Origin of the sequence: Rhizobium sp. P28RR-XV, assembly GCF_012641385.1 — a bacterium.
Taxonomy (GTDB): Bacteria; Pseudomonadota; Alphaproteobacteria; order Rhizobiales; family Rhizobiaceae; genus Rhizobium.
The window spans coordinates 130,076-149,793 of the sequence record NZ_JABAIG010000009.1; the positions used below are offsets into that span (position 1 = coordinate 130,076).

The window sequence follows — 19,718 nt, forward strand, 5'->3', positions numbered from 1 at the left end:
CTCACACGTTGAGCAGAAGGAATTCCCGCTCCCACGGGCTGATCACCTGCATGAAGGTTTCGAATTCGCCCCGCTTCACGCCGGCATAGATGTCGATGAAGTCCTTGCCGAGGACCTCTTCGAAGGCCGGCTCGTCCTCAAGCAGCGCAATGGCTTCCAGAAGGCCGCGCGGCAGGTCGATCGAGCCTTCATTGGCCGAATCCTCGGTGGGCGCCGTCGGCTCCACCTTTTTCATGATGCCGAGCAAGCCGGAGGCGAGTGAGGCGGCGAGTGCGAGATAGGGATTGGCGTCGGAGCTCGGCAGCCGGTTCTCGACGCGGCGGGCCTGCGGATCGGAAACGGGAACGCGGAACGCGGTGGTGCGGTTGTCGTAGCCCCAGGCATTGTTGACCGGGCACGACATGTTCGGCGCCAGCCGTCGATAGGAATTCACATAGGGCGCAAGCATGGCGAGCGCATTCGGCACGTAGCGCTGCATGCCGCCAATGAAATGGAAGAATTCCTGCGACGGACTGCCGTCCGGATTGGTGAAAACATTCTTGCCGGTCTCGATGTTCACGACCGACTGATGGATATGCATCGCCGAGCCGGCCTGGCTCTGCATCGGCTTCGCCATGAAGGTGGCGTAGATGCCGTGCTTCAGCGCCGCCTCGCGAATGGTGCGCTTGAACATGAACACCTGGTCGGCAAGCTCGATCGGGTCGCCGTGGCGCAGGTTGATTTCGAGCTGCGCCGGACCTTCTTCATGGATCAGCGTGTCGATCTCGAGACCCTGCTTCTCCGAGAAATGGTAGATGTCGTCGATCAGTTCGTCGAACTCGTTGATGCCGGCGATCGAATAACCCTGTCCGCCGAGGATCGAGCGGCCGGAGCGGCCCTTCGGCGGATGCAGCGGATAATCCGGATCGTCATTCTTGGCGACGAGGTAGAATTCGATCTCGGGTGCGACCACCGGCTTCCAGCCGCGATCGCGATAGAGCCCCATGATGCGCTTCAGCAGGTTGCGTGGCGTATAGGACACCGCATGCCCTTCGGAATTGACGATATCGCAGATGACCTGCGCCGTCGGATCGCTCTCCCAGGGCACGACCGAAAGCGTCGAAAGATCGGGCACCAGCTTCAAGTCGCTGTCTCGCGGCTCGTAACGGAAACTTTCGGTCTCCTCCGGATATTCGCCGGAAATCGTATGGCGATAGATCGCGGAGGGCAGTGCCAGCGAGGTGTTCGAGGTGAATTTCGAGGTCGGCATCATCTTGCCGCGCGGCACGCCGGCAAGGTCCGGCGTAATGCATTCTATGTCCTCGATCCCGCGTGCCCGCAGCCATTGGGCTGCCTCTTTCCAGTTTGCCACGCCGCGTGCCGATCTCAGGCTGGGAGGAACCGTTGGGATTTTTGAGACCGGCACGGAAGCTTTCAGCGGGGTCTTTCTCGCGGGCATAAAACACCGTATTTGCGTTGATCGGAGATTGCATCATAACCGCAGTTTGCCAATTGGCGAGGGGGAAACCGCTCGGACTTTCGCCGTATGATGGAAAAGGAAACGAGAGAGCGCGGCGAAGAATGAAGGGCTGAAGCGTGGTTGACAGATATGATGTAATCGTCCTCGGCGCGGGCGCGGCAGGCATGATGTGCGCCATCCGCGCCGGCCAGCGCGGCCGCTCCGTCGTCGTGCTCGATCAGGCCGCGGCGCCAGGCGAAAAGATCCGCATTTCGGGCGGCGGCCGCTGTAATTTCACCAATATCAATGCCGGTCCGAGGAACTTCCTGTCCGCCAATCCGCATTTCGCCAAATCGGCGCTGGCGCGCTTCACGCCCAGGGATTTCCTGGCCATGGTCGAGCGCCACGGCATTGCCTGGCACGAAAAGACGCTCGGCCAGCTCTTCTGCGATAACAGCGCCAAGGACATCATCCGCATGCTGACCGACGAAATGCGCGCTGCGGATGCGCAACTTCGGTTGCGAACGGAGATCAGCGGCATCGAGCAAGGTGCTGGCGGCTATCGCATCAGCACGTCCGAAGGCGTTTTCGAAGCATCTTCGCTGGTCGTCGCGACGGGCGGCAAGTCGATCCCCAAGATGGGAGCCACCGGCTTTGCCTACCGCATCGCCGAGCAATTCGGATTGCCTGTTGTCGAGACCCGGCCGGGCCTCGTGCCGATGACGCTCGATCCGCAATTGCTCCAGCGCCTCGCACCTCTGTCGGGCATTGCCGCGCCCGCCGAAATCCGCCACGGCAAGACGGCATTCCGCGAGGCCCTTCTCTTCACCCATCGCGGCCTCAGCGGTCCGGCCATTCTGCAGATTTCCTCTTACTGGCGGGAAGGTGAGGACATTACCGTCGCGATCGAACCCGATATCGACATGTTTGAGCTTCTCAAGAAGGCCAAGCAGATGAATGGCCGGCAATCCGCGCAGACGGCCCTTGCCGAGATCCTGCCGAAACGGCTGGCGCAGCATTTCGTCGAGAACGAAGGCATATCGGGCAATATGGCCGATCAGTCCGACAAGCGCCTGCAGCAGCTCGCATCAGCCATCCAATCCTGGTCGGTCAAGCCGTCGGGGTCCGAAGGCTATCGCACGGCGGAGGTGACGCTGGGCGGCATCGACACGGACTGTCTCGATTCGCGGACGATGCAGGTGAAAACCGTCCCTGGCCTCTTCTTCATCGGTGAGTGCGTCGATGTGACGGGTTGGCTGGGCGGTTATAATTTCCAATGGGCCTGGGCCTCCGGCCATGTCGCCGGCGAGGCCGCCTGAATTGACCTTGCCAACAGGCCGCGAAACGGGCAAAGAGCACCTCCAACGCGAAGATATTCGATGGAGACAATCATGACGTTCAAGGCCTTGATATTCCGCGGCGTAGTTCTTTCAGGCATCGTTACGGCCCTGACGATATCGCTTGGCATGCTTGCCGTCACGGCATCGGATGCCAGCGCTGCTTCCGCGCAATGCAAGAAGCTGGATCCGAACGGCCAGGATGCGGGCGGCGATACGAATTTCGCCCTTGCGATCCGCGACAAGAAGGGCGATGTCGTCAAGAAGATGCTGGCCTGCGGCGCCAAGCTGGACATGAAGACGACGGAGGGCTGGTATCCGCTGCACACCGCCGCCTATTACGGCCCCGCCACCATGATCGATCTTCTGGTTTCCAAGGGCGCCGACGTCAACGCGCGCGGCAATTACGATGGCTGGACGCCGTTGCACATGGCGACCCAGCAGGATGATCCGGCTCTCGTCCAGGCGTTGTTGAAGGATGGCGCCGACAAGACCATCAAGTCCGCCTCCGGCAAGACTGCCGCCGAAATGGCAACCAATCCCGCAATTGCGGCCTTGCTGAAGTAGCGCGCGCTCCGGTCGCGCGACCTCGGGCTGGTAACCGATGCGCGCGGCACCCGATGCTAACCTCTGGTTTTAGGGTTTTCTTTTCCTATATCTATATTGCCTGTTGCGGGAACGGCATTTTGCCGGTTATCGTGTCAGTGCGAAAATGGGAATATACTCATGAACAGAACAAAGCGTCGCGCTCGCGCCATTGCAATCGCTCAGACCCAAGACAATGCCAAGCTCTTGGCGGCAAGAATTTTGATGTTGGCGACCGGCGTGACAGCCGCCTGCATCGCTTACCTCGCGGTACGCGGCTTCTGATCTTTTAGCCGCTTCATTATTCTTGGCCGCCGCCGGAACGACGGCCTTTGCTCGCGCACGGATATAGGCTTTGCCATCCGCTTTTCAGCGTTTGATTGTACGTCGCGAGCTCACACAACGCCCTTATCTGAAAATTAATTAATCAGACCGACAATTCCCGACGATTTCATGGGGCGCTCTACTGCATGATAGAGCCGAAGCAATGATTGCTTCCCGACATTATACTCGGAAGCCCTGCCTGCGGATATTTCAAGAACGATGGTTATACATCCGGTCAGCGCCGAGGCGGCGTCGACGGGGGAGCGGCATGTGAGAGGTCTGAGCCACTATGTTCATTGATAAGATATTGTCGCGTTTCAAGATCAAGACGAAGGTCCTCATATTTGTCCTGCCGTTCGTCATCAGTATTTCCGCCGTTGGCCTTACGGGGCTTTATGCGTCGGGACTGCTCCAGGGCCGCATGGAGATCTCCAACAGCGTCTTGCAGTCGCTGACCGGCTTCAAGAACCTTTACGGCTCCATGGACGACTTCCTGCGCATCACCAATGCGCAGCAGCGCGACAAGCTCTACGAGGATATCAAGTCTCAGCAGGGCGTGCTGAATGCGACCCTTGGCCAGCTCGGTGTTGATGCGGATGGCCGTGACAATCTGACTGACGCCACCGCCAAGACCGCGGACATGGCAAATCTCGTCGGCCGGCTATGGACGCTGCACGAGCAGGAGGTCTCGCTCCGCAAGACAATCGACGACGCGCAGAGGGCGTTGATCAGTGCCCGCTTCAACGTCAATTTCAACAGCCAGCAGCTGGAAGACCGGATGCGCCAGGACCAGGCGGACGCGACCTCCACGCTGCGTTCCGCCGATCGCCTGCTGAAGGGCGGCGATATGCTGGCCTCTGTCGCCGAAGACTTCAACAAGGCGGCGACGCCGGCCGACAAGGTCAAGCTCCTGAAGGACCGGCTGCCGGACCTGAACAAGGCACAGCGTTCGATCGATCTTGCATTGCCGCAGAACCAGAAGAGCGTCGTTCAGTCGCTGGTGGGCACGATCAAGGATCTTGCCGCCTTCACGGAAAGCACCGATGTTCCGACCGACGATACTGTCGCCAATATCAGCCGGCTGCTCTCGCGCTTCCGTCAGACCTCGACCTATACACAGCTGGCGGCAACGCAGATGATGCGCCAGGCAACCACGACCTTCGTATCGCTCGATGCCCGCGTCGCGCAGACCAATTCGGTCCTGCAGGACACGCGCCGCCTTGAGGACTCGGTCTATTCGCTGCAGCTCGTTCTCGCGGATTTCAACGCCAACACGAACAAGGACAATCTCGTCCGCCTGCGACAGGAAATCTCCAAGCTCGGCGGCGATATCGATACGCTGAACCAGAGCGCCAAGAGCATGGATTTCGCCAGCGACATCGATGCTGCCATTCGCCCGGCGATCAAGTCGATGGACGAGGCCAGCGGCAAGCTGGTCGACACCATCACACGGCGCATCGGCGAATATGCGAGCGCCCGCCAGCAGCTTGATCAGGTCTGGGGCCAGCTTACCGCCTTCGCCGAAACACAGAAGCAGAGCGCGGGCACCGAGCGCAACCAGGCGAATTACATCTCCATCCTGGCAACCGCCCTTGGCATCATCCTCTCTGTTGCCGGCGGCATCGCGCTCGTGCTGACGCTGCAACGCCCGATCGGCCAGATCACCGCCGCCATGCGCCGCATCGCCGACGGCATGCTGGAGACCGCGATTTCCGGCGAGCAGCGCCGTGACGAAATCGGCGACATGGCTCGCGCCCTCGGAATCTTCAAGGACAACGCCATCTCGAAGATCCGCATCGAGGAGCAGAGCGACGAGGAGCGCGCCGCCGCGGAACACGAGCGTCAGCGCAACGATGCCGAAAAGCGCGAACTCGACCGCCAGATCGACTATGCCGTCAGCGAGCTCGCCGCCGGCCTCGAGCGCCTGGCTCAGGGCGATATTTCCGCGACCATCGAGACGCCTTTCATCGGCCGTCTCGAGCAGCTCCGTCAGGACTTCAACAGCTCGCTCTCGCGCCTGCAGCAGACGCTGAGCCAGGTCCGCAGCAATGTCGTGATGATCCAGAGCAACGGCAGCCAGATGGCCGCCTCCGCCGAGGACCTGTCGAAGCGCACCGAACAGCAGGCGGCATCGCTGGAACAGACCGCCGCCGCGGTCGACGAGATCACCGTCACCGTTCGTTCTTCCGCTGAGCGCGCCAAGGATGCGGATGCGATCGTACGCGAGGCCAAGCGCAGCGCCGATGACAGTTCCGTCGTCGTCGGCAACGCCATCGACGCGATGACGCGCATCGAGGATGCTTCGCGCAAGATCGAGCAGATCATCGGCGTGATCGACGAGATCGCCTTCCAGACCAACCTTCTGGCGCTCAATGCCGGTATCGAGGCTGCCCGCGCCGGCGACGCCGGCAAAGGTTTCGCGGTCGTCGCCATGGAGGTGCGAGAGCTCGCGCAGCGCTCCGCTGCCGCCGCAAAGGAAATCAAGGGGCTGATCAACAAGTCGACCGAGGAGGTCGCCTCCGGTTCGCAGTTCGTGCAGGAGGCCGGCTCGGTGCTCGCGCAGATCAGCAGCCAGATCGTGACGATCAGCCAGCATGTGGAAATGATCGCCCGCGCCAGCCACGATCAGGCAAGCGCGCTGCAGGAGGTCAACGCCTCGGTCAATCACATGGACCAGATGACACAGCAGAATGCCGGCATGGTGGAGGAAACCACGGCAGCAAGCCGCGAGTTGGCCTCCGAAGCCGACGCCTTGTTGCACCTGATCCAGCAGTTCAAGATCGAGGCCGGATACAGCGCGGGCTATATTCGCGAGCAAGCAGCCTGACCGCTGCAATTATTGCCATCATGGGCGGATCGGCCAATTTCAAGCCGGTCCGCCTTTTTCATTGGTTTGCGACGGGCGCTTAAAGCGGCGATCATCCGCCCGCTCCACAGGAAGAGGGGCGGTGTTTCATACCCGTAGTCAAGGTAGAAGAGATCCTCCTTCTGGCGCCATTGCTCTTCGCGCGCCCGGCTTTGTATTTCGATGGCTTTGGCCAACGCGATGCTGTCCATCATGAGATGTCTCCATGGTTTGAAGCATCCCTTTAACTACACATGAGAATTTGCTTTATAAACAGCCGTTTTCGCCTTATGTTTTTCAATTATGAAAAATACGACATGGGATTCCTACCAGCTTTTTCTCGATGTCGCCCGTGGTGGTGGACTGACCGGGGCGGTCGCTTCAAGCGGCCTGAGCCCGGCAACGATCGGCCGGCGGATGCTGGAACTGGAGGGGCGGATCGGCCGCTCGCTCTTCGAGCGCAGCCAGTCCGGTTACACGCTGACCGGCGATGGCCGGGCGCTGTTCGATCAGCTGCTGGAGATGGAAGCTGCCTCCCGCAAGGTTGACATCTGGCAGCGTGATGCCCAGGGCATGTCCGTCGTCCGCATCGCTGCCGGCACATGGCTCGGCTGGCTGCTTAGCCAAAACATGCCGACGATCTGTTCGGAGCGGGACGGATTCCGCATCGATCTTCATCTCGGCGAGCGTCGCGCCAGCCTTGCCCATCGCGAGAGCGACATAGGCATCCGTGCCTTCGAGCCGGAGGAGACCAATCTCGCGGCCATCAAGATCGGTGATGTCGCCTATGCCGCCTATCAGGCCCGCAATATGCGCTTTGCCGGTCCGCAGCGCTGGATCGCCGTGGCGGAGGAGGAGGCGGTGTCGGCCTATCTGCGTTGGCCCTATCAAAACAGGCAGGAGGAGATCGCCTTCACGGTCAGCCGCCCGCGCTCGCTTCATGATCTCGTACTTGCGGGTTCGGGCATTGCGGTTCTGCCATGCTTTGTCGGCGATCAGGAGCCGAGGCTGGAACGGGTCGGCGAGGAAATCCCGTCTCTCCGTCACCGGCAATGGATCGTCATGAATAATGCCGACCGCCATCGCATGGAAATCCGCACCGTGGTCGACCGCATGGCCAAGCTGTTGAAAAGCCATTCCGAGCTGTTTGCGGGCAAGCGCCCGACCTATGCGTGACGTATTGCCTGGAAGTCTGCTTTCTTGTGCGCGGATGTAGCTTGCGGACGATGGACGGCAAAATGCGAAAGAGTGCGACCCCACGCTTTTCCGCTTGTCGCCTTCTGATTTCCTTTCTAGTCTAACGGGAAAAACAGAGGGTTGGGTGTCGCCTGGATGCCCTTGAACAAAACAGGAGAGACTATGAAGTCCATGTTCGCACGGCTTGCAGCAACGGCTTTCGCGGTCGTTTCGCTGGCAACGGTCGCTCAGGCGGAAGACAAAGTCGTCAATATCTACAACTGGTCGGATTATATCGATAATTCGATCCTGTCGGATTTCACCAAGGAAACCGGCATCAAGGTCGTCTACGACACGTTCGATCAGAACGAGACCTTGGAAACCAAGCTGCTTGCGGGAAAGACTGGCTATGATGTCGTCGTCCCGACGGCGTACTTCCTGCAGCGCCAGATCAAGGCAGGCGTCTTCCAGAAGCTCGACAAGTCCAAGCTGCCGAACATCTCCAACATGTGGGATGCGGTTCAGCAGCGCATCGCCACATATGATCCCGGTAACAAGTACGCCATCGACTACATGTGGGGCACGAGCGGCGTCGGCTACAATGTTGACAAGGTGAAGCAGATTCTCGGCACCGACGACGCGCCTGATATTGACGTGATCTTCGATCCCAAGCTTGCCGCCAAGTTCAAGGATTGCGGCATCTACGTGCTGGATTCGCCGACCGACGTTATTCCGGCGGCCTTGCGCTATCTGGGTCTTGATCCGAATTCGACCAAGCAGGAAGACTTTAAGAAGGCCGAAGAGCTTTTGACGTCGATCCGGCCGTTCGTGCGCAAGTTCCACTCCTCCGAATACATCAACGCGCTCGCCAATGGCGATATCTGCCTCGCCTTCGGCTATTCCGGCGATGTGCTGCAGGCCCGCAACCGTGCGACCGAGGCCAAGAACGGTGTGAACATCAGCTATTCGATCCCCAAAAAGGGCGCGCAGATGTGGTTCGACGTCATGGCGATCCCCGCCGATGCGCCGCATGTCGAAGAAGCGCATATCTTCCTCAACTACATCATGAAGCCGGAAGTCATCGCCAAGGCCAGCAACTTTACCGCCTACGCCAACGGCAACAAGGCTTCGCAGCAGTTCGTGAGCAAGGACGTGCTGGAAGATCCAGCCGTCTATCCGACCGATGCGGTCCGCGAGAAGCTGTTTACCCTCACTCCATGGGACGCGAAAACGCAGCGCGTGGCGACGCGCTTGTGGACAAAGGTCACGACAGGCCAATAATTCGAAACGGCCCGGACGGCAACGTCCGGGCCTTTCCTTATAAGGCAAAAATCGCGAGCGTGCCGGGTGGGGAAGAGCCGGCTCGACGAAAGCCCGCCCGGCATTCATTTGGGGATAAATATGAAGTCACTCGGTAATATCCGGCGTTCCTTTGCTCCATGGACCGATCCTTCGGCAAAGCCATATATTTCCTTCAAGAACGTGACGAAGAAGTTCGGTGATTTCATCGCCGTCGATAATCTCTCCCTGAATATCTACAACCGCGAATTCTTTGCTCTTCTGGGCGCATCGGGCTGCGGCAAGTCCACGCTTCTGCGCATGCTCGCCGGCTTCGAGCAGCCGACGACCGGCGAGATCGTGCTCGATGGTCAGGACCTTGCCGGCACGCCGCCCTATCGCCGTCCCGTCAACATGATGTTCCAGTCATATGCGCTGTTTCCGCATATGTCGGTGGAGAAGAACATAGCCTTCGGCCTGCGGCAGGACGGCATGCCGAAGGCAGAGATCGACGATCGCGTCGCGCAGATGCTGAAGCTCGTCAAGCTGGAGCAATTCGCCAAACGCAAGCCCAACCAGCTTTCCGGCGGCCAGCGCCAGCGCGTGGCGCTGGCGCGCTCTTTGGCAAAGCGCCCAAAGGTACTGCTGCTCGACGAACCGCTCGGCGCCCTCGACAAGAAGCTGCGTGAGGAGACCCAGTTCGAGCTCATGGATCTGCAGCAAAGCCTGGGGCTGACCTTCGTTGTCGTCACCCACGATCAGGAGGAAGCGATGACCATGGCCGATCGCATCGCGGTCATGAGCCACGGCAAGGTGGTGCAGGTGGCAACTCCGGCTGAAATCTACGAGGCGCCCAATTGCCGCTTCGTCGCCGATTTCATCGGTGATGTGAACATTCTCGACGGCAACGTCACCTCGGCGCAATCGGGCATCGTCGAAATATCGGTCGATTCGGGCTTCGCGGTGCGCACCGCCACCGGCGATACGCCGTCGACGGGAAGCCGAGCCAGCCTCGCCATCCGCCCGGAAAAGCTGCGGGTGTCGCCGCGCCCGCCCGCCAATGCGTCCCTCAATGCCGCCGAAGGCGAGATATGGGACATCGCCTATCTCGGCGACATGACCGTTTTCCATGTGAAGCTGAAGAGCGGACAGGTGGTCAAGGCCTCGTCGCTGAACGCGGTCCGAGCCGTGGAGGAGCCCTTCGCCTACGACCAGAATGTCTGGGTATCCTTCGACGAAAATGCCGGCATCTTGTTGAAGGACTGATCATGAGAGCGCTCGGTTCCCTAATCTATCAGCGCCTCGTCATCATCGTTCCCTACACTTGGCTGCTGCTCTTTTTCCTCGCGCCGTTCCTCATCGTCTTCCGCATCTCGCTGTCGACGAAGGCGCTGTCGGTTCCGCCCTATGATCCGTCCTTCGCCTGGAACGACAGCTTCGGCGACTGGTGGGACAAGCTGCAGACCATGTCGTTCGACAACTACGTCTGGTTGACCGGCGATCCCCTTTATATGAATGCCTATATTCAGAGCCTTCAGATCGCCGGCATCTCGACACTGCTGACGCTGATCATCGCCTATCCCATCGCTTACGGCATGGCGCAGGCGCCGCGCACGCTTCGGCCGACCTTGTTGATGCTGGTCATCCTACCCTTCTGGACGAGCTTCCTGATCCGCGTCTATTCCTGGATGTCGATCCTCAGCACGACGGGTCTCTTGAACCAGTTGCTGATGGGGCTCGGCATCACCCACCAGCCGCTTGTCATTTTGAACACCAATACCGCCGTCTATATCGGCATGGTCTATTCCTACCTGCCTTTCATGGTGCTGCCGCTTTATTCCGCGCTGGAAAAGATGGATGGCACGCTGATCGAGGCGGCGCAGGATCTCGGCTGCACGCCGATCGGCGCTTTCTGGCGCGTCACCTTTCCGCTCTCGCTTCCCGGCGTTGTCGCCGGCTGCATGCTGGTCTTTATCCCGGCCGTCGGCGAGTTCGTCATTCCCGATCTGCTCGGCGGCTCCGAAACGCTGATGATCGGTAAGGTGCTCTGGACGGAGTTCTACAGCAATACCGACTGGCCGCTGGCTTCGGCGGTGGCGACCATCCTGCTTCTGGTGCTGGTCGTCCCCATCGTCTTCTTTCAGCATTTCCAGGCCAAGGCCGACGAGAAGGGGAGATAACTGATGACCCGCTGGTCCCGCTTCAACATCGTCTCCGTTACGCTCGGCCTTGCCTTCCTCTACCTGCCGATCCTGCTGCTGGTCATCTATTCCTTCAACAGCTCCAGGCTGGTCACCGTCTGGGGCGGTTTCTCGACGCAATGGTACGTGCACCTCTTTAGCAACGACACCATGCTGAATGCCGCCTGGCTGACGGTGCGCATCGCACTGCTCTCGGCAACCATTGCCACCGTGCTCGGCACCTTTGCGGCCATCACGCTGGTGCGCTACACGCGTTTCCGCGGGCGCATCCTGTTCTCGGGGATGATCTATGCGCCGCTTGTCATGCCAGACGTCATCACCGGCCTGTCGCTGCTGCTGCTCTTCGTCACCTCTGGCGTCGATCGCGGCTTCTGGACGATCGTTATGGCGCACACGACGTTGACCATGTGCTTCGTCGCCGTCGTCGTGCAGTCGCGCCTGCTGACTTTCGATCGATCGATCGAGGAGGCGGCGCTGGATCTGGGCGCGCCGCCGGTACGCACCTTTTTCGAAGTGACGCTGCCGATCATCGCGCCAGCCGTCTTTTCCGGCTGGGTACTGGCCCTGACGCTGTCGCTCGACGATCTGGTGATCGCGACCTTCGCATCCGGCGCCGGCGCCAAGACGCTGCCGATGTTGATCTACAGCCAGGTCAAGCTTGGGGTTACGCCCGAGATCAACGCCATCTGCACCATCCTGATCGGTGTCGTCGCCATCGGCGTCATCTGCGCCTCCATCGTCACCAAGCGCCGCGAAGTGCAGCGTCAGAGGGATGAGCAGGCGGCAGCCGCGGCCTGAGACGCGGCGATCGGAAAACCAAGCCCGGAGAGATTACTGCTGCTGTGGCTGTGCCGGCTTCTGCAGCAGCGTCGCGACCGGCGACACGACCGGATTTGGCCAGCTGCCCCCGATGAAGAAAGGCAGCATCGGTAACTCGTCCGCATCGGAGGGTGATGTCGCCTCGATCGCGCCCGAAAGCGCCAGGCCATTGGTACGGAAGGGAACGATACCGTTGAAGGTAATCGTTTCGTTGCGTCCGGCAATCGAGGCATTCTTCACTTCGGCGGATCCCTTCGCAAAGCTTGCGTCGATATTGATGCTGTCGAAGTCGAAGGATGCGTCGGCGATATCGCTCATCCGGAAAAAGGCTTTTTCCGTTGCAAGCGTCCGGAAGTCGGAGATGTCGAATTCGCGGAACGTGCCCGCCGTCGAACTGAAGTGCAGCGTGCCGGCCACATCGCTGAGCGTCGCGACCCAGATCGGCTTGGAGGTGCTGAGCGACAGATCCAGCGAGCCCGACGACGGCATCGGCAGCGGACCTATCAGCTTCAGGCGGGTGAAGAGACCGCCGAAATCCGCGTTTCGGATTGAAATCTGCAATTTGCCGCCGCCGTCGAAGTCTCCAGGGGCGACCTCCAGATGCGCGGTCAGCGAACCGTTCTCGAAGCCGCTGTCGCCGATATCGAACTTCGCCTTTCCGCCCGCCACCAGCAGGCTGGCGCCGATATTTTCGAACTGGAAGGGACCGAGTGCCGCCTTGTTCGACGACAGGCGCATGTCGAGGTCGAGCCGCTGCAGCGGATTACCGTTCAGGATCGCATCGATGGCGGTCTCGGCGGCAAGGCGCATGGAGAAGGCGGCCAGGAACGGATTGAGGTTCATCTGGTCGAAGGCGAGCGTGCCGGAGATCTTTGGCTTGCCTGCCGTCGTATAGTTCAGATCCATGATGCCGGACGCCGTGGAATCATTGACCTTGAAACTGAGATTGTTGAAGCGCAGGCCTTTTTCGACCGCCGCAATATCGGCGCTGAGCGAAACGTTCTTGAGGGCATCGGCCGCCGGCAGACGTTGCCCGCTCCAAGCTAGGAAAGAGGGCACGTTCGGGACGCTGAGCTCCAGATTGCCCGCAAAGGCTGAAAAGTCGGATAGGCTGGTGACGCCGGAATAAGTCCAGCTGATCGGCGCCGAGGTGAAGCTCGTCCTGGCATCGACATTCTTGCCGGCAAAGAACAGCAGCGGCTGCGCCGAATCGAAATTGAGCTTGATGTCCTGGCCGTTGAAGCGCGCGAGGATGACGGCGGCCATCGCCTGCGAGAGCCGCGGCCATGAAATATCGGCGTTGACGCCATTCAGCCGGTAGATGTTGCCACTGCGCTCATCGGTCATTTCGACGCTGCCGTCCTCGATGGTCAGCATGCCGATGGCTGCATCCTGGTCCTTCCGCATCGATATGCCTTGGCCGGAGGAGGCTCCGGCCTGCTCGATCGCCTTGGAAAGACGGCCTTCATTCGTCCAGTCGATCAGGCCGTTATCGTCGCGGCGGATATAGAGGATCGGGCGCAGGAAATGAAATTCATGAAAGCGCGCATGGCCGCGAATGGCCGACCAGAGCGAGAAATCCGCAGAAAGACTGTCGACATGACCCAGAACCTTGCCGTTCCGCGTCGGCTCGCGGATGGTCACGCCATTGAGCGTGACGCGCGCCGTCGGCCAGAATTCCAGTGTCGGATCTCCTTCGATCTGGGCGCGGTATCCCGTCCAATCCGACAGCGCCTTCTCGATGCCGGAGCGCACCAGACCGCTGGAAATCAGGAAAGGCGCGGTCGCTCTGAAGACAGCGAACACAATGAGAATCGTGAGAAGAATGATACCGGTCGTGCGGACGACGGCAGGCAGCCAGCGTGATGCCGATCGCATCGTCAACCACCATTTATTGTTTTTCGAAGCTCTCATGATCCCGTGGAGACTCGCGAACTGATAGGGATGATCTGCCTGCGTTTGCCGGATATAGGAAATGTTTGCCGGATGCAAACATCACACACTGGCAATACCCACAGCACCGTGATTTTATAATGCGCTGCAGCATCGCTATATAGAGCGAAAAGCGGGAGAGAGAAATATGCAGGATCAGCAGCCGCTCTGGACGCCGTCGGAGGAGTTTCGTCGCCAGAGCCCAATGTTTACCTTCATGGAACAATGCAACCGGCGTTTTGGCCTTTCGATGTCGGATTTTGCTGGGCTTCACGCCTGGTCCATTGCCGAGCGTGAGAGCTTCTGGACCGAGGTCTGGGATTTTTGCGGCTTGAAGGGCAAGCGCGGGGAGAGGGCGCTGATCAACGGCGACCTCATGCTCGAGGCGCGCTTCTTTCCCGATGCCGAGCTGAATTTCGCCGAAAACCTGCTGTCGAAGAGCGGCGAGGGCGATGCGCTGGTGTTCTGGGGAGAGGACAGGGTGCGCGATCGCTGGTCGTGGGATCGGCTGGCCGCGATGGTATCGCGCCTGCAGCAGGCCTATCGCGCCCATGGTATCGGCAAGGGGGATCGCGTCGCGGCCATGATGCCGAATATGCCGGAGACCATCGCCTGCATGCTGGCGGCCGCATCGATCGGCGCCATCTGGTCCTCCTGTTCTCCGGATTTCGGCGAGCAGGGCGTCATGGATCGTTTCGGCCAGATCGAGCCGAAGCTCTTCGTCGCCTGCAGCGGCTATTGGTATGGCGGCAAACTGCAGGACGTCACCGCGAAGGTGAGCGCGATCGCGCAGCGCCTGAATGCGCCCACCGTCATCGTGCCCTATGCCGGCAATGCCGCTGCGGTCGTCGCGGCCACCCCGAATGCGCAAACTCTTGATGATCTGGTCGCGCCCTTCGCGGCGAAATCAGTCGAGTTCGAGCCGGTATCCTTCTCCCATCCGCTGTTCATCCTGTTTTCCTCCGGCACGACGGGCGTTCCGAAATGCATCGTGCATTCCACCGGCGGCGCGCTGCTGCAGCTGATCAAGGAGCATCGCCTGCATTGCGGTGTCGTTCCGCGCGAAAAGGTTTTCTACTTCACCACCTGCGGCTGGATGATGTGGAACTGGCTGGTGACGGGCCTTGCCGCGGGCGCGACCCTGTGCCTCTACGACGGATCGCCCTTCGCGCCTGATGGCAACATTCTGTTCAATTATGCGCAGGAAGAGAAATTCGCGGTCTTCGGCACTTCGGCCAAATATATCGACGCCGTCCACAAGAGCGGCCTGACGCCGAAGACCTCGCACGACCTTTCGAGCCTGAGGCTGATGACCTCCACCGGCTCGCCGCTGTCACCCGAGGGTTTTTCCTTCGTCTATGAAGGGATCAAGGACGATATTCAGCTGGCCTCGATTTCCGGCGGCACCGATATCGTCTCGTGCTTCGTGCTCGGCAATCCGCTGCAGCCCGTCTGGCGCGGCGAGATCCAGGGAGCGGGTCTCGGCCTGGCCGTCGATGTCTGGAACGACGAAGGCAAGCCGGTGCGTGGCGAGAAGGGCGAACTCGTCTGCACCAAGGCCTTTCCCTCCATGCCCGTCATGTTCTGGAACGATCCGGAGCGCGCCAAATATCGTGCGGCCTATTTCGAGCGCTTCGACAATATCTGGTGTCACGGCGATTTCGCCGAATGGACCGTTCATGGCGGCCTCATCATCCACGGCCGCTCGGATGCGACGCTCAATCCCGGCGGCGTGCGCATCGGCACCGCCGAGATCTACAATCAGGTCGAGCAGATCCCCGAGGTTCTGGAAGCGCTCTGCATCGGTCAGGATTGGGACGACGATGTCCGCGTCGTGCTCTTCGTCCGTCTTGCCGCCGGCGTTTCCCTGACCGAGGATCTCGTCAAGGCGATGAAGACCCGCATCCGCACGGGCGCCTCGCCGCGTCACGTACCTGCCAAGATCATCGCCGTTGCGGATATTCCGCGCACGAAATCCGGCAAGATCGTCGAGCTTGCGGTGCGCGAAGTGGTGCATGGCCGGCCTGTCAAGAACAAGGAGGCGCTCGCCAATCCGGAGGCGCTGGATCTCTTTGCAGGGCTGGAAGAACTCAAAAGCTGAGGCGGTCCTTAAAACTGAGGGGCAAACGATGACCCTCCTTTGGTAACCTCGCGTTAAGAAAGCTTGGTCAAAGGTAAAGGCCAACTTGAGACCGTTCGCATGAGCTGGAGCGGATTGGAGCTGCCCTTGGCTCCCGAGACATGAAGTTCACCGACTCGAGCTTGCTTTAGACAGCATCAACTTCAAAGGCAGCGCGATTCGCTGCCTTTTTTTCGTTTCACCGCGCACGAAAGCGCGTCCGCTCTGTACATCGGCTTGCCGAAGAAGTATGTGCACGCCTGAAGAAGAGGTTCGCGACGTGCGAGCCACGATGATCGCCGCCTGATGGCGCGCGAAGAATTCCGAAAGACAGATGATGACTGAATTCGAAGGCATCGCTCCTGCGATTGCCCAGGCTTTGGCGAAGCGCGGGTATGAAACGCTGACGCCCGTGCAAAAGGCCATGCTCGATCCGGGCCTGGCCGGCAAGGATGCGCTTGTCTCGGCCCAGACCGGCTCGGGCAAGACGGTTGCCTTCGGCCTGGCGCTGGCGCCCGGCCTGCTTGATGGCGCGGAACGTTTCGGCCGCGCCGGCGCGCCGCTGGCGCTGGCGATTGCACCGACCCGCGAACTGGCACTGCAGGTGCAGCGCGAGCTGGAATGGCTCTATGGGCTGACGGGCGCCACGATCGCCTCCTGCGTCGGCGGCATGGACATGCGCACCGAAAGGCGGACGCTGGAGCGCGGTGCCCATATCGTCGTCGGCACCCCCGGTCGCCTCTGCGATCACATCCGCCGCAACTCACTCGACATATCCGAACTGCGCGCCGTCGTGCTCGACGAAGCCGACGAGATGCTCGATCTCGGTTTCCGCGAGGATCTGGAGTTCATTCTGGAAGCCGCGCCGTCCGAGCGCCGCACCCTGATGTTTTCCGCAACCGTGCCACGTTCGATCGCCAAGCTTGCCGAAAACTACCAGCGCGATGCCGTTCGCATCGCCACCGCCTCCGAAGCCAAGCAGCATGTCGATATCGACTATCGTGCGCTGACCGTGGTTCCGAGCGACAGGGAAAACGCCATCATCAACGTGCTGCGCTATTATGAAGCGCGCAACGCCATCGTCTTCTGCTCGACGCGCGCCGCCGTCAATCACCTGACGGCGCGGTTCAACAATCGCGGGTTTTCGGTCGTCGCGCTCTCGGGCGAACTCAGCCAGAACGAGCGCACGCACGCCCTGCAGGCCATGCGCGACGGCCGCGCCCGCGTCTGCATTGCCACCGACGTTGCCGCCCGCGGTATCGACCTGCCGGGCCTGGAGTTGGTCATTCACGCCGATCTGCCGACCAATCCGGACACGTTGCTGCATCGTAGCGGCCGTACGGGCCGCGCCGGCAACAAGGGCGTCAGCGCCCTCATCGTACCGCTGAGCGCCCGCCGTCGCACCGAACGCCTGCTGGAAGCCGCCCGCATCCGCGCCACCTGGGCAAAGCCGCCGTCGGCTGACGAAGTAAGCCAGCGTGACGATGAGCGTCTTCTCGCCGATCCGGTCTTTACCGCCGCGCTTGCCGAAGACGAGCAGTCGATCGTGCAGCAATTGCTGGAGCGCCATGGCGCCGAGCAGGTCGCCGCCGCATTCCTGCGGCAATATCGGGCCGGCCACTCCGCACCCGAGGACCTACAGGATGTGCCCGCCGAAGGCGAGGGCAGGAAGCCCCGCCGCGACGATTTCCCGGTCACGCCTCGCGATGACGGCCCTTCCGCGGGACGGAACGACTTTATTGATGGTCTCTGGGTATCGCTCTCCGTGGGACGCAAGCAGAATGCCGAGCCGCGCTGGCTGATCCCCATGCTTTGCCGCAACGGCAATCTGACCAAGCGCGATATCGGCGCGATCAAGATGCAGCCCGAGGAAACCTTCGTCGAGCTTTCGCTCGAAGGTGGGGAGCGCTTCCTCTCCGCCATCGGCCCGGACAAGACCCTCGAGCGCGGCATCCGCGTCAAGCAGCTCGCCAGCATGCCGGATTTCCAGGCCAAGCGCGAAGGCGGCTTTGCAAAGAAGAAACCCTTCGCCGACAAGGGCGGGCGTTCGAACGACGGCCCCAAGCCGAAGTGGAAGTCCGATCGCAAGCCCGAGCGGGCGCAGACGGGGGAGGGCAGTGTTTCCGAACGCTCCGACAAGAAGCCCTGGGCGAAAAAGCCCGGCAAGCCAGGTTTCGCTAAGAATGACGGCGGCCCGCCAGCAGGCAAACCGAATTCGAGGTCCAAGCGCAAGGCTGCGCGAACTCAGGGAGATTAATTTCTGTCACTGGGCTCAAGGGGGCGGCAGCCCCCTTGTCGCCATCTCCGCATCTTCCGGCAAGAGGAGACCGGTATTCCGGGCACCGCTACTCGAAGAAGATCAAGCTCGATGGCGATGGTGGTAATGGCTTTACCCTCACGTTTTGAAAACCGGCACGCCTAGCCATCTCGGCTAGATCCTTCTGCGTGTAGGCTTCACCTCTTGGCGTGCTGGCCAGCATTTCCCACGAGAAAGCGGCTGGGAAGGGTGGCGAGACGAGATCGTCGTTCGGCACGAAGTCCACAGCAACCACCTTGCCGCCCGCGCTCAGGCTTGCCCGGCTCTTCGCAAGCAATCCGGCGCAGGTTTCCAGGTCGAAGTGATGCAGGAAATTCGGCAGCAGGATAAGATCATAGTCCGTGCCCCAGTCGACTTCGAATGCGCTGCCGGGAATGACTTTGTAGCGTTCAGCGACGCCAAATTGCCGCGCATTATGTTCGGCCAATTCCAGAACGGAGCCCCAATCGACCGCAACGACCTCGGCCGAAGGAAAAGTCTTCGCCATCTCGATCCCGAAACGCCCATGGCCTGCGGCGATATCAAGTATCTTCCTTGGCTGCATGGGCAAGTTGGCCATTTCGGCGGCGAGGCTGATCGCACTGCCGCCCGTGAACGAGCCCATGCCGCGAGCAAATTTCACCCACACCGGATTGTCCGGAGACATGTTTGCCAATCCAATGGATCCGCCGTTGCGGACATAGGAAGTCGGATCATCCAGGATCTGCTTGAGGATTTCCGGTGCGGCCAGGAATTCGATGGCCGCACCCATATAGGCTGGCGAACGCCGGTCGAGGAAGGTTCGGCTGGATGGGGTCAGAGCATATTGATCGCCTGCTTTCGTGAGAAAGCCGTTCACAACGAGATAGTCGCACAGAATGCGCACGCCTCGTTCGGCTGCATTTGTTGCGGCTGCCAAGGATGCTGCATTGCTGCCGTCACCAATCAAGGTAAAAAGATCGAGTTCTATAGCGGCTACGATGGCGGCCGTCTTTCGGCACGCAAACATCGCATCGACCACTAGATTGGGCGAAACTTCGCCCACGCCTGCTTCTACCGCCGCCGATGACATTGGATCCCCCTTTATATGTCCGACGACCGACCGGAATAGTCGGTCGCATCGATGAATTATCTCACAAAAGGCGACCGAGTTTAAGTTTGTCATCGCTAATACTGACGCGATACATCGGATATTCCCGGCTGGCAGTGCGGGCGAAGTCATGCGTCAGCGGTGGCGGCGCTTGGTTGCCCCTGCCTGATGGCGCAAATGCAGAACAGCATCGAGGCCGTCAGGATATGGATGCAGAGACTTTCAAGCAGATGATTATCCATGGGGTTGCGATCACCCCACGAGGTTACGGCTGAAGA

15 protein-coding genes are annotated in these 19,718 nt (G+C 60.5%); 11 read left to right on the plus strand and 4 right to left on the minus strand.

The features are described from left to right. Position 1: 1 nt before the first annotated feature. Positions 2–1,438: a glutamine synthetase family protein gene (locus tag HGP12_RS19965; protein WP_168840981.1), complete on the minus strand. Its 1,437-nt coding sequence runs from the start codon at positions 1,436–1,438 to the stop codon at positions 2–4. Between the two features lie 137 nt (positions 1,439–1,575). On the opposite strand from HGP12_RS19965, the gene HGP12_RS19970 reads away from it, so the two are divergent. The 4 genes from HGP12_RS19970 (at position 1,576) to HGP12_RS19985 (ending at position 6,511) form a co-directional block, all read left to right on the plus strand. After that, the gene (locus HGP12_RS19970) at positions 1,576–2,757 is read left to right on the plus strand and encodes an NAD(P)/FAD-dependent oxidoreductase (RefSeq protein WP_168840980.1); all 1,182 of its coding nucleotides are present in this window, start codon (positions 1,576–1,578) and stop codon (positions 2,755–2,757) included. Between the two features lie 72 nt (positions 2,758–2,829). After that, complete coding sequence (locus tag HGP12_RS19975) at positions 2,830–3,342, plus strand: ankyrin repeat domain-containing protein (protein ID WP_168840979.1); 513 nt, start codon at positions 2,830–2,832, stop codon at positions 3,340–3,342. Between the two features lie 159 nt (positions 3,343–3,501). Next, positions 3,502–3,645, plus strand: a complete 144-nt coding sequence (locus tag HGP12_RS19980) for a hypothetical protein (protein ID WP_168840978.1) — start codon at positions 3,502–3,504, stop codon at positions 3,643–3,645. Positions 3,646–3,973: 328 nt separating this feature from the next. Further along, on the plus strand, positions 3,974–6,511 hold the full coding sequence (locus HGP12_RS19985; RefSeq protein WP_168840977.1) for a methyl-accepting chemotaxis protein: 2,538 nt from the start codon (positions 3,974–3,976) through the stop codon (positions 6,509–6,511). Here the strand turns inward: HGP12_RS19985 and HGP12_RS19990 are convergent. Beyond that, a complete protein-coding gene (locus HGP12_RS19990; RefSeq protein ID WP_168840976.1) occupies positions 6,487–6,744 on the minus strand; it encodes a hypothetical protein in 258 nt (85 codons plus the stop codon). The two genes, HGP12_RS19985 and HGP12_RS19990, sit on opposite strands and share 25 nt — an antisense overlap. 88 nt (positions 6,745–6,832) lie before the next feature. Here HGP12_RS19990 and HGP12_RS19995 point away from each other — a divergent pair, with 88 nt between their 5' ends. The 5 genes from HGP12_RS19995 to HGP12_RS20015 all read left to right on the plus strand — a co-directional run bounded on the left by HGP12_RS19995 (position 6,833) and on the right by HGP12_RS20015 (position 11,982). Beyond that, on the plus strand, positions 6,833–7,705 hold the full coding sequence (locus tag HGP12_RS19995; RefSeq protein WP_168840975.1) for a LysR family transcriptional regulator: 873 nt from the start codon (positions 6,833–6,835) through the stop codon (positions 7,703–7,705). Positions 7,706–7,897: 192 nt separating this feature from the next. Next, complete coding sequence (locus HGP12_RS20000; RefSeq protein WP_246703496.1) at positions 7,898–8,986, plus strand: polyamine ABC transporter substrate-binding protein; 1,089 nt, start codon at positions 7,898–7,900, stop codon at positions 8,984–8,986. Between the two features lie 120 nt (positions 8,987–9,106). Then, positions 9,107–10,249: an ABC transporter ATP-binding protein gene (locus HGP12_RS20005; RefSeq protein ID WP_168840973.1), complete on the plus strand. Its 1,143-nt coding sequence runs from the start codon at positions 9,107–9,109 to the stop codon at positions 10,247–10,249. Positions 10,250–10,251: 2 nt separating this feature from the next. After that, positions 10,252–11,163 (plus strand): ABC transporter permease subunit, encoded by a 912-nt coding sequence (locus tag HGP12_RS20010; RefSeq protein ID WP_168840972.1) that lies wholly within the window; start codon positions 10,252–10,254, stop codon positions 11,161–11,163. A gap of 3 nt (positions 11,164–11,166) precedes the next feature. Beyond that, on the plus strand, positions 11,167–11,982 hold the full coding sequence (locus HGP12_RS20015) for an ABC transporter permease subunit (RefSeq protein WP_168840971.1): 816 nt from the start codon (positions 11,167–11,169) through the stop codon (positions 11,980–11,982). A gap of 33 nt (positions 11,983–12,015) precedes the next feature. Here HGP12_RS20015 and HGP12_RS20020 read toward each other — a convergent pair whose 3' ends face one another. After that, complete coding sequence (locus HGP12_RS20020) at positions 12,016–13,917, minus strand: AsmA-like C-terminal region-containing protein (protein WP_168840970.1); 1,902 nt, start codon at positions 13,915–13,917, stop codon at positions 12,016–12,018. A gap of 166 nt (positions 13,918–14,083) precedes the next feature. On the opposite strand from HGP12_RS20020, the gene HGP12_RS20025 reads away from it, so the two are divergent. Together HGP12_RS20025 and HGP12_RS20030 are read left to right on the plus strand one after the other, a co-directional pair. Then, positions 14,084–16,036 carry an acetoacetate--CoA ligase gene (locus tag HGP12_RS20025; RefSeq protein WP_168840969.1) on the plus strand — a complete coding sequence of 651 codons (1,953 nt, stop codon included), beginning with the start codon at positions 14,084–14,086 and terminating at the stop codon, positions 16,034–16,036. 355 nt (positions 16,037–16,391) lie between these two features. Continuing rightward, a complete protein-coding gene (locus tag HGP12_RS20030) occupies positions 16,392–18,311 on the plus strand; it encodes a DEAD/DEAH box helicase (RefSeq protein WP_168841111.1) in 1,920 nt (639 codons plus the stop codon). An 88-nt stretch (positions 18,312–18,399) separates the two neighbouring features. Here HGP12_RS20030 and HGP12_RS20035 read toward each other — a convergent pair whose 3' ends face one another. Next, positions 18,400–19,422, minus strand: coding sequence for an SAM-dependent methyltransferase (locus HGP12_RS20035; RefSeq protein WP_168841110.1), 1,023 nt, complete (start codon positions 19,420–19,422; stop codon positions 18,400–18,402). Positions 19,423–19,718: the final 296 nt, after the last annotated feature.